The organism is Mucilaginibacter sp. (assembly GCF_028288105.1).
Taxonomy (GTDB): Bacteria; Bacteroidota; Bacteroidia; order Sphingobacteriales; family Sphingobacteriaceae; genus Mucilaginibacter.
In genome coordinates this window covers 1-10,817 of record NZ_JAQBOI010000174.1, presented here as the reverse complement: position 1 = coordinate 10,817, position 10,817 = coordinate 1, and the positions used below count along the sequence as shown (strand labels likewise).

The 10,817-nt window shown below is 40.6% G+C and carries 7 protein-coding genes; 3 read left to right on the top strand and 4 right to left on the bottom strand.

All coding sequences use genetic code 11. The features are described from left to right. The 3 genes from alaS to JWQ85_RS12030 all read right to left on the bottom strand — a co-directional run. A partial coding sequence (gene alaS, locus JWQ85_RS12040; RefSeq protein ID WP_299468235.1) for an alanine--tRNA ligase occupies positions 1-2,296 on the bottom strand: 2,296 nt, incomplete at its 3' end. 289 nt (positions 2,297-2,585) lie between these two features. Further along, on the bottom strand, positions 2,586-4,796 hold the full coding sequence (locus JWQ85_RS12035) for a hypothetical protein (protein ID WP_299468233.1): 2,211 nt from the start codon (positions 4,794-4,796) through the stop codon (positions 2,586-2,588). Further along, positions 4,793-6,670, bottom strand: coding sequence for a transglutaminase family protein (locus tag JWQ85_RS12030; protein ID WP_299468231.1), 1,878 nt, complete (start codon positions 6,668-6,670; stop codon positions 4,793-4,795). Before JWQ85_RS12030 ends, JWQ85_RS12035 begins: the two co-directional genes overlap by 4 nt. A gap of 153 nt (positions 6,671-6,823) precedes the next feature. Between JWQ85_RS12030 and JWQ85_RS12025 the strand changes: the two genes are divergently transcribed. From JWQ85_RS12025 to JWQ85_RS12015, 3 genes are all read left to right on the top strand, one after another. Continuing rightward, entirely contained in the window at positions 6,824-7,159 is a 336-nt protein-coding gene (locus tag JWQ85_RS12025) for a MerR family transcriptional regulator (RefSeq protein WP_299468229.1), read from the top strand. Between the two features lie 64 nt (positions 7,160-7,223). Further along, positions 7,224-9,320 (top strand): ComEC/Rec2 family competence protein, encoded by a 2,097-nt coding sequence (locus JWQ85_RS12020; RefSeq protein ID WP_299468227.1) that lies wholly within the window; start codon positions 7,224-7,226, stop codon positions 9,318-9,320. 70 nt (positions 9,321-9,390) lie between these two features. After that, positions 9,391-10,038 carry a DUF4412 domain-containing protein gene (locus JWQ85_RS12015; protein ID WP_299468225.1) on the top strand — a complete coding sequence of 216 codons (648 nt, stop codon included), beginning with the start codon at positions 9,391-9,393 and terminating at the stop codon, positions 10,036-10,038. 57 nt (positions 10,039-10,095) lie between these two features. On the opposite strand, the gene JWQ85_RS12010 is transcribed toward JWQ85_RS12015, so the two are convergent. After that, the gene (locus tag JWQ85_RS12010) at positions 10,096-10,701 is read right to left on the bottom strand and encodes a hypothetical protein (RefSeq protein WP_299468223.1); all 606 of its coding nucleotides are present in this window, start codon (positions 10,699-10,701) and stop codon (positions 10,096-10,098) included. Positions 10,702-10,817: the final 116 nt, after the last annotated feature.

The window sequence follows — 10,817 nt, the reverse complement described above, 5'->3', positions numbered from 1 at the left end:
GGTTGTTATCCTCAATAAGGCTCTCAACGCTTTTGGGCAGGTCGGCAGGGTTTCTAAGCAGCTCTTTCAGCTTTTTCACCAACCGGCCTTCCTCCTGGATATAATTTAGCGAATTGTAACTGGTGATCGCCTCGATACGGCGTACCCCGGCAGCAACGGCGCTTTCGCCTGTTATTTTAAAGAAACCGATCTCGGCAGTATTTTGTACGTGAGTACCACCACAAAGCTCTTTACTAAATTTATCATCAAATGTTATTACGCGAACAAAATCACCATATTTTTCACCGAACAATGCCGTAACGCCGCTTTCAATGGCATCATTGTACCATACACGGCGTTGTTCTTTCAGAGGGATAGCTGCGCGCACCTTTTCGTTAACAATACGCTCCAGTACTTCTATCTCATCATCGGTAACTTTTTGGAAGTGCGAAAAATCAAAACGTAACTGGTCAGGGTTAACCAACGACCCTTTTTGGTTAACGTGTTCACCTAAAGTTTCTTTTAGCGCTGCATGCAGCAGGTGTGTAGCCGAGTGGTTAGCGTTGGTCATGATGCGTTTGCCCATATCAACGTACGCCATAAAGCGGGTTGGCATTGGGTTAGGCAATGTCCATTCTTTTTGCTCACCTGTTTCTACTGAATAATAAGGCTGCAGGTTTGCATAGTGGATGATCAGGCCATTCTCTTTTTTGGTATCGGTTACATCGAATTGAAGCGGACCTTTTTGCTCGTCATACCATTCGCTTGTAAGTCCACCGGTATCACCAACCTGGCCACCACCTTCGGCGTAAAATGGTGTTTGGTTAAGTACGAGCTGGTATTGCTCTTTACCCTGTGTCGTTACCTTACGATATTTCAGGATGTCGCAATAGATCTGCATCTCGTCATAACCTACAAACTCGGTATTGTCACCACCGCGTAATACCACCCAGTCGCCGGCGCTTACAGCTGTAGCAGCGCGGGAACGGAGTTTTTGACCTTGGAGGGCTTTTTCAAAACCTTCTATATCAACCGAACCGCCAATTTCACGTGCCATTAACTCTGTTAAATCGATTGGAAATCCATAAGTATCTGATAATTCAAAAGCTGTGGCGCCAGAAATGACTTTATCCCCCCCTAATGTTACCTCTTTAAATTTCCTGATACCCGCAGATAATGTTCTCAGGAAAGAAACTTCCTCCTCTAAAATCACCTTCTGAACAAAGTCTTTCTGATTATATAATTCATCAAACACGCCTTTAAACTGCTCTGCCAATAAAGGCACCAGCTCATTAAAGAAGGGTTCTTTAAAATCTAATGTTTGGTAGCTGTAACGTACGGCCCTACGTAATATCCTGCGGATAACATAACCCGCTTTATTACTTGCAGGCAGTTGCCCGTCTGCAATAGCAAAGCTAATGGCACGGATATGATCGGCCAGTACGCGCATGGCTACAGCATCGGCCCAATCGGCATCACCCGGTTTAGCCGCGCTGTTATATTTTTTGCCGCTTTTCTCAGCAATAAATTGAATTATCGGCTGAAAAACGTCGCTATCGTAATTAGAGGTTTTACCCTGCAGTACGCGTACCAAACGCTCGAAACCCATACCGGTATCTACGTGTTTGTTCGGCAATGGCTGTAAGGAAGTATCCTTTAACCTGTTAAACTGCATAAACACGTTATTCCAGATCTCAATAACCTGGTCGTGGTCGGCATTAACCAGCGTAGCACCGCTAACCTCGGCACGCTCATTATCCGGGCGACTATCAAAGTGAATCTCTGAACACGGTCCGCAAGGGCCTGTTTCGCCCATTTCCCAAAAGTTATCTTTTTTATTGCCGGGAAGGATATGTGCCTCGTCTACATACTGTTTCCACAGATCGTAGGTTTCGGTATCTTTTTCAAGTCCTTCCTTATCGTCACCTTCAAAATAAGTAACATAAAGGCGTTCTTTAGGCAGTTTGTAAACTTCGGTCAATAGTTCCCAGCTCCAGGCAATGGCTTCTTTTTTAAAGTAATCGCCAAAGCTCCAGTTGCCCAGCATCTCAAACATGGTGTGGTGATAGGTATCAATACCTACCTCTTCCAGGTCGTTGTGCTTGCCGCTTACACGCAGGCAGCGTTGCGTATCGGCTACGCGCGGCGCTTTTGCAGGTGCCTCGCCCAAAAACACATCCTTAAACTGGTTCATCCCTGCATTGGTGAACATCAGTGTAGGGTCGTTTTTAATAACAATAGGTGCGCTTGGCACAATAATGTGGCCTTTAGAAGCGAAAAAATCAAGAAAAGCCTGGCGTATTTCTATAGCGGTCATAGTAATAAATAGAGTGCAAAAGTGTGAAATTTTACGGAGTTATCTTACAAAATTGTACGCTTGTCTTTACAAAAATGAACATATTGTTTACAGTATGTAAATGCGTCATTGCGAGGTACGAAGCAATCTCTTTAGGACAGGTCGGCGACATGTAAATCAGGAGATTGCTTCGTACCTCGCAATGACGCGTGAAGAAAGGCAACATGTGCACTAAAACTCCGTCCTTGTCAGGCAACAAAAAAGGGCGATGTATTAATCCATCGCCCTTTGCATATTGTAAATCGGCTTCTTATTTCTCCAGCAGAATTTTCTGATTATTAAAAGCAAAACCGGCATCTATCAGTTCGCTAACTAAAGGCCAGTCGGCAGCTTTTTCAAAATTATTATTGTAATTACGGGTAACCACTATGTTTAATACATTGCCTGTAACCGCCGCGGCTGAAGTGAAAGAACCTGTTTTATTTATCTTTTTGGTATTTAACTCCTCAACGCCGTTTACTTTATAACCTTGCGGGATGATTATACTAAGCGTGTATTTAAAGCTGCGGGCGCTCGGCATATAAACATCAAGTGTACGTTTTCTATCTTTTTCATCAAGCTGTACAAAGCTGCCTGCAAGTTTACCTGCATCTATAATATAGTTGTTGCCAGCCTTTTTCACCAAATTGTTCAGCACCACCGTGGAGGTGTATTCAAACACGGGTTTGTTATTTTCAATGGCAGGGTTAATCACTTTGTAATCGCTAATCTGCGTGGGCTCCTGGTCAAACTGTCCCTTAGCTTCGTCCATAAAACTCTTACGTACCTCTACCAATGATTTACCCATACCTGCAAGAAATGCGTCGGCAGATTTTTTGGTATCCGGATTTTTTGAAAGGCGTTTGGCAAGTGGCTCCCCTTTTACTAACTCCATTAATGCATTATCAATATCCATAGCGCTCAATAGGTTTTTCTGATCACTGTGCCGCATATTCCCCGTTTGTTTTACCAGCCTTTGCACTTTTAGTTTCTGCATATCGGCCAGCAGCGAAATTTGCAACTGCTCATCAATATGATTCTTTTCCGCACTCACCATTGGTATGGTTGTATTCATTTCATCAAACACATATTTTGTCGAGCTCTTGCGTTTAGGCACCATACTAATTGCCTTTTCACCCTGAAACTTAGCCGGTATCTCGTTGAAATGGGTAAGCACATCATCAAAGCACATGTATAAAGGGTTGTTACCATTGCTTATCCGTATCAGCGCGTCAAGGTCAGAAAAATTATAAACGTTATCCAGGCTACTATTATCTCGAGAGCACACCAGCAATATTTCATGAGGGATATCCATGTCTGTTAAAATACGGCTCATGTTAATGACAGCCACTGTACCTTTAGCTTTACGGTAATTCAGCAAGCTCAGATCACTAAGATCATCTTTGTCAAAATTTCCAAAAACATGTAATTTCCAGGCATCGTACAAGATCTTCATCGAACTATCGAGCGGCGCGGCTCTTAAGTTCTTTTTGCTGTCAAAGTAATCTTTAAGTATGTTTTTCGGTTCCTGGTCAATAGGGTTGCTTAGCTCGTTGAAAAAGGTCTGAAAAAGGTTCTTGTTATCTGTTAGCCCGCCTGCCCTTGCAGCAGGATTGTTATAAGTCATCATTTTTGACTTGGAGGCACTGCTTATTTCAATATACGGGTATTGGCGATATACAGAAACCCACTTCTGGCTTTGATACTTTGGAAGGTCTTTTTGGCTCATTTTAAAAACCTGATCGCTATTAGGCAAAGTACTTTCCTCAAGCTTTGGGGCCCCATTTGCGGATACATAATAAACCGATGCTTTGCTATTGAATTGAAAATACAACGAATAGTTAAGTATCGGATACTCGTCTGCCAGTACATAGATCTGGTCGTTCTTTTTATAAGAATCTTCCATGGCATTTTCAGACAGATCATTATTACTGATGTAATAATCCAATATATCGCCAACCTGCAGGCCGGGTATGGCCAATTTGCCTTTTTGATCTTTACCTGTATTTTTCAAAAGCACTTCCTCGCCGGTATTAACGGTGGTTTCCTGCCCGTTTGGCTTAATAATTTTTGCGCCAATGTAGGTGTTATGCACGTCGTTCATTTTAACCAGCATATACGATTGGCTTTTATCCAGTTTCTTTTGATATTCGAGCGTGGAGTAACGCTCCAGGGCCGACTTATCGTTTATTTTAACACGCTCATGCAGGGTTGATATTTTGGTTACCCTATTGGCAACACCAGCTGCAATTATCATAAATTTAAACTTAAGGTTTGATGTACGCTGCATGGTGTATGACTGCGCCAGTATCACAGCGCTTTCGTTGGCATATTTCGCCGGAACATCTTTAAGGCTAAACTCGGGTGGGGCATTTGCCCATACCATCTTTTGTACTTCGGCAGCTTTTTCGTTATAGGTTTGCGCATACAGTGCAGTGCCGATTACAATTAAAAAAGAAAGTAAGAGTAAAGGTTTTTTCATTCAGTTATAGGTTTAATAATTAGTGCGTCGTTATACGTTTTTATAAGCTGCTCAATGTCTGTATTCCATTGGGCAAAGCCTGCTTTGGGCAAATGTGTGTTTTTGATAATAATGCTTTTTTTGTAGGTAACCTTATCTGCCGCGCTTAAATATTGTACATGAAACTCGTAGTTGGCATTTACAATGTTTAAGGCCACAGGCAGCGATGACACCTTATATTCCTGTGGTATAGTTAGGGTTACTGTACGGCTAAGGTTAAGTTTGTGGTCAAACCAGTAATCGTGCTTCCGTTCATCTGTTTTAATAAGGGCATCCATCAGCTCTTTTGTATGATCCAGATCGATGTAATAAGTTTTCCCGAAAGATGAAATACCATTTTTAGATCTAAGGTCATACGATACAGTAAGATCCTTATCCGGGTTGCTGGTGCCAGATAATACCATGTTGGTTATAGTGTAATCGTTATTATCGCCTGCCAGGTATTTGATCATTGCATCTTCGGTTTTCTCGCGCTTAATACTGTTAATACCTGTTAATATCTCCTCTTTATCTTCTCCCTTCCACACGTAATTAACAGTACCGGTAAAGGCGCCATTAATAATGCTCATTTTTGATGTTTGGATGTTGGCATTTTGCCCCGCTGCAGCAACAGGCACTTTTGTTAGCACGTATTTTTCACCATCTTCTATCAACACCTGCCTGCCCTGTATGCGCTCAGCATATTCATCAAAGCCTAAATAGCTTTCGGTCGCATCTAAAAAGTATGTTTTAGCTTTATAATTAAGCGCACATATCATATGGTTATCTACAGCCAAAGATGGTGTTTGGTAATCATAAGCAATATGCTTGGTACCCAGCCAGCAAAGCCTTGCATCATAGCCTGATGCCATTAACAAAGCTTTAGTAAGGTTGGCCATACCTTTACAATCGCCATACTTTTTGCGCAAAACTTCATCTGCATTTTCGGGCCTGAAACCTGCCATACCGTCTTCAAATGCTATGTATCTAATATTATCCTGTACATAATAAAATATCGCTTTTATCTTATCAATATCGGTAGTTAAACCGCTTGTAAGTTCCTTAGCCTTTGTACTTATAGCCGCTTGGTCTGCAACTGTATTTTTAATAAGGCTGTGATACCATTTGTACTGATCGTCAAGTGTATTAAAATAAGTAACGCTGCTCCCGCCAACACTTGCCGATTTGCAAAGCACCATTAAATGCGGATACAAATAAGTTGGGCCGGGGCTATTACCCTCTTGCTTAGTAGCGGGTAAATTTTTAATGGTATAAGTTACCAGGTCGGCATCCTCGCCGCTGATATATTGTGTGGTTTTTTTGATATTGAACCCGTTAAAGTTATATTCCTTCAGTTCAACCTTCATCCAGCGGGGAATTTTCACGCTGATTTCTTTTTGGTTTACGGCATAAGCTTCAGAAAAACCGATGCTGGTAAAGTAACGTGGGTCATTTACGGTTTCCTCAAAAGTAACAACACCCAGGCCACCTTTTTTGGGAATGGTTAACGGAAAATAGCAGATCTTCTGGTCAGAGTAAAATACGTCGTCGCTGCCATAGTAAGTATAGGTAGGTTTAAAGTCGCGTGGGGTGCGGCCATCTACTTTGCATTCTACATTATTAATGGTAACATGGTTGTTATATCCTTGTGCTATAGGGACGTTTGCCTGGAAAGTATTGGCAATATAAGTAGCGATAAGTTTTTGCTTTATCTCAACAGAAACAGTTTTTGTATTGTATACAAACTGGTAAGTTTCTACAGTAGAATTAATGGTTACTGCCGAATCGGCTGTATTGCCAAAGGCAAAATTTACAGCAAAAAGGCCTATGGCAAGCAGGAAAAAAGGTTTAGTCATAATTAATTAGCTTACTAATTTAATCTTTTTTTTGATACCATAAAAAAGATGATCGTATTTACCTTTTTATCCTATTCAATTTTCGCGGCTAATTAATACATATTTTACAGACTTAGGTTTGCACACTTCCCTGCTAAAACTTTACATTTGCATATGCCTTACAAAGAACGCGAGATCAGTAAAATGTACTACACCATGGGTGAGGTTTCGGCCATGTTTGGTGTTAACCAGTCGTTGATACGTTTTTACGAGAAAGAATTTGATGTACTGCAGCCCAAAAAGAATAAAAAGGGCAACCGCTACTTTACCCCCGAAGACCTGGAGAATTTCAAAATTATTTTCCACCTGATAAACGATAAAGGTTATACACTGCAAGGCGCTAAAGACCATCTGAAGCACAACATGGGCGATACCCGCGACCATCAGCGTGTAATTGATTCGCTGGAAGACATGAAAAAATTCTTGCTGGAAGTACGCGATCAGTTGTAATTAGCCGCAGATATTCTATTTTTATTCCATAATTAACCTTATCACCGGGGCGGGAATAAAATATATGATAGCTAAGCACAAAGGTGAGATACCCGTTATTGTACTTCTACTCCCCTTTTTAGCAGGCATATACGGCGCGCTTTTCTGTTTAAACACCAATAATACATTCGCTTTACCCGCGCTGATTGTTCTCAGCCTTTTATTTATTGGCCTTAATTTAATTTATACCCTTTTGCGGGTTTACAAAGTACGCTGGCTTGGCCGGTCGCTTATTTCCATGATATTATTTTTGCTGGGATGGTTTGTTACTACCCAACATAACGAACTTAATAAAGCCGATCATTTTTCTAAAAAACCTGCCCAACAATGTGTAGTCACTATTACCTCCGAACCAAAAGTAAAAGATGACCTTGTACGCTTCACAGCGGATATTAAACAAAGCATAAATAATGGCGAGGTTAATAAAACAAGCGGCACGTTACTTATCACCATCAAAGATGAGCTTGCCAAAAACCTATTTTATGGCGAGGAGCTACTGATACCAGCTAAATACACAACTGTCGACCCGCCTTATAACCCCGGTGAGTTTAATTACAAACAGTACCTGGCCAATAAAAACGTGCATTATCAGGCATTTTTTTATCCCAAACAATACAAGATAATTACAGCAGGCAAAGGCAACCCGATAATTGCCTATGCGCTACAATTAAGGCAAAAGCTGGTTAACAAATTGAAAGCTAATATGCAGGATACTACCGCCATAGCAGTAGCATCAACCCTTATACTGGGTTATAAAGCTGATTTGAGTAATGATATTTTGCAGGCGTATTCTAAAACAGGCACTATCCATATCTTATCAGTTTCGGGTGGGCATGTGGCTATTATTTATTTGCTGCTTGGGTGGGTACTAAGTTTTTTAAATGGGCATAAGCGCGGCCGTATATTTAAGGCTATTCTTATCATCGGCCTTATTTGGGCTTATGCTTTACTTACCGGGTTTTCGCCGGCAGTATACCGGGCAGCGGTAATGATAAGTTTGGTTATCACTGGTAAAACCTATAGCAGGTATATAAACAATCTGAATTTGCTGGCAGCGTCGGCATTCGCGTTGTTATTATATGATCCTTTTTTGCTTACTGATGTGGGGTTCCAGCTTTCCTACCTTGCGGTTGGCGGTCTGGTTGTTTTCCAACCTATCGTTTATAACTGGTTCACTTTTAAGAACCGAATAGCCGATAAAATATGGCTGGCTTGTTCGGTATCTATAGCAGCGCAGGTTATTACTTTTCCGCTAAGTGCCTATTATTTCCACCAGTTCCCGGTTTATTTTTTGGTGAGCAACCTGCTTATTGCTATTCCCATTATTGTAATTATGTATAGCGGGCTGCTTTTGATGATGCTACCGCAAATGTCTTTTGTTTCTAAAGCATTAGGATATTTACTTGAACATAGTATCCTGCTGATGAATAAAGCGTTGGCATTTATAGAACACAGCCCGTACGCGAGCATAGGCAAAATATGGCTTAATACTTTTGAGTATTTATTGCTTTATGCGATTATCATTTTTGTTTTTTACTTTTTGTACGATAAAAAGAAATGGTTGATCAACGTTGCACTTGCTTGTATGTTAGTATTCAGCATTAGCATCAAACTGAAACAATACAAGGCAAATAATACTCAATCCGTAACCTTCTTGAACCTACGGAAACACACCGGCATTGTTTTTAAAGATGGTAACCAAGGCGTTGTGTTAACTGATTTACCCGAAACCGATAAAAACTTCAAATATTCAATACAACCCGGTTTGGATAGCAGCCGGGTAACTGATTATAAGGTATATCCATTAAATAAAAACATACAATTACCCTACCTGCTGAAGCAAGGGAACCTCATAGCTTTTCAAAATAAAAAGCTGTTGCTGTTAAACGATAGCTCGCAAATACAGTCTATTCCGCAGCAATTGGGCATTAATTATTTATATATAGGTGACGATGCGTTTGTTGATACAGCCATTGTTAAAAACAAAACGCTTATTATTGCCGGTAGTAATTCTGATAAATACATTGCCGGTTTTAAGGAAAACGTTAAAAATATGCAGGTGAATTACAAAATATTAAAACGTAACAAATCGGTTTGTATAGTATCTAATCCGTACAAATAATTAAAAAATATCTTAAAAAATTTGCACACAAGTTAATTACACACTAAATTGTATCCATCAAATTAAAACTATGAAGAACAAATTATTTACTGTTGCCCTGGGTATGGCCCTTACCGCAACAGCTATTAGTGCAAGCGCACAAAAAGCATATAAAGAGGGCGTTATTACCATTAGCACCACTATGCAAGGCCAAACAGTAGAGCCGAAAACTTATTTCAGGACTGATTCTGCCGCACTTTTGTTTTCGGCGGGCCCGGCAAATATTAAAATCTTAACTGATGCAAAAGGCCAGTCGCTTGCTATTTTGGTTGATGTAGCCGTTGCTTCTATGAAAAAAGCAGCTATAGCTTCGCCTGCCGAAGTTGAAGAAGCTATGGCCAAACTGCCAACTTTCACTTTCACACCCGGCACCGAAACCAAAGTAATATCTGGTTTTAATTGCAAAAAAGTGGTAGCGAAAGATACCAAAAGTGGCAAAACGTATGATGTTTGGATCACCAATGATATTTCTATCCCATCAACAGGTATAGCAAAATATTATGCTACAATTGGTGGTTTCCCTGTACAATATTTCAATTTCCAGGATACCCAGTCGGTAGAGGTTACAGTTAAAAGTGTAATTGAGCAAAAAGCACCTGCAGGCACTTTTGGCATACCAGCTGATTTTGAAAAGATCACTATGGATGATTTAAAAGCATTAAGCGGCGGCGGTAACTAAGCCAATCCGTTTTATATTATTAAAGCCCGGTAGTTTCAAATTACCGGGCTTTGTTTTTTAGTTTAATTCTGCGGATAAACTGTTTACCCATTCCTTAAATAGCTTAGTTTCCATATCAACCGATTTTTGCGCATGGCTTTCCCAATCGGGCGAGAATTTTTTCAACTGGTTTATCATTTCTTCCAGATGCCCCTCCTCTTCCAAGATGATAGATTTTACATTTACCTTGCTGCCGGCCTCATCAAGCGCGTCCTGATAAATTGGATATAATTCATCGGCGCGCACTTCTATTGCATAGGTTACCAGCAGATAAGCCGCAAAGCGCAGTTCGGCGCCCGTTAAATGCAATTCTTTTTTAAGGTAACGGCAAACATCAATATCTAATTGATTTAAATAATATTTGCTAAACGCCGGTGCAATCAGGTATTCGGAAGAATACGTTGGCAATTCCTTTCCTGTTTTTTCTATTTGCTTTTTAAGATAGAAGGCATGGCGATGCTCTTCGGCGGCATGCTTTAAAATAATATAGGTAACTGTTGCCGGGTCTTCACTGGCCGATATTTTACGGGCACCCGTGTTTTCCATTAAGGATAGCGTATTTAACCAACGCGCATGCAAGTGGTTATCGGCAATTATTTTAGGTAGTATTGTGTTTAATTCCATGTTTCAAATGTCATTAAGGGCTTGCTCAATGGTGGTGTAAATGTAATTGAGTTCCTCGTCAGTTATGCAATACGGGGGTAAAATGTAAATGATATTACCCAAAGGCCTTAATATAA